Genomic DNA, 766 nt, shown 5'->3' on the forward strand with positions numbered 1-766 from the left:
GCCGAAATGCTCGACGAGCTGGAAGGCGATGCCGCGCGCGATGCCGGTGAGCTGCTCGGCGTTCTTCAAATCGACCAGCGGCTTCAAGAGCGACTCGATCTGAAAATTGACGAAACGCTCGGCGCGCGCCGCGACCTTGTCGCGGGCAGGGCCGGTGAGCTGCTCGTCGGCAAGCAGCACAAGGCGCGGCTTCAAAGCCTCGTCGCCGGCAACCAGGGTGCCGATCGGCGCGCCGATCCAGCGCAGGACACCGTCCGAGCCCAATGCCAGATCGCCGTTGGCGCAGGCGGCGAAGCGCTCGGCGCGCGCCTCGAACTCAGCCGCGAGCGCCTTCTGGGCAGCGGTGCGCACCGCCTTGGCGTCCTCGCCGCCGGCGCTCTGGTCGGCGGTGAAGCGGAAACCCTGCAGCTCGCCGACGTGATGGCCTTCGACGAGCACGGTTCCGGTTGGGCTGATTTCAGCTTCAGGCATGGTATTTTCTCTAAGGCGCCGCATGAGGACGGAAGTCCTGCGGTCTACGAAGCGTTTCGTCAACCGCTCATGCAGCGCATCCGACAATCTGTCTTCGATTTCGCGCGTCTTTTCCTGCCAGTGTAGCTGATCGGCCAGCCAGCCCGGTCGGTTGGAGACGAAGGTCCAGGTGCGGATCTGGGCGATCCGGTGCGACAGCGTGTCGATATCACCATCCGTGGTGTCGGCCCGCCGCACCTGCTCGGCCATGTAATTCTCATCGACATGGCCATGGCGTACAAGGTCCATATAGATC

1 pseudogene is annotated in these 766 nt (G+C 64.5%); it reads right to left on the reverse strand.

Annotation, left to right across the window (positions count from 1 at the left end):
* Positions 1-766: pseudogene (locus EOA60_RS35510) on the reverse strand (DEAD/DEAH box helicase); the annotation flags it as partial.

The organism is Mesorhizobium sp. M1A.F.Ca.IN.020.06.1.1 (assembly GCF_004023265.1).
Taxonomy (GTDB): domain Bacteria; phylum Pseudomonadota; class Alphaproteobacteria; order Rhizobiales; family Rhizobiaceae; genus Mesorhizobium.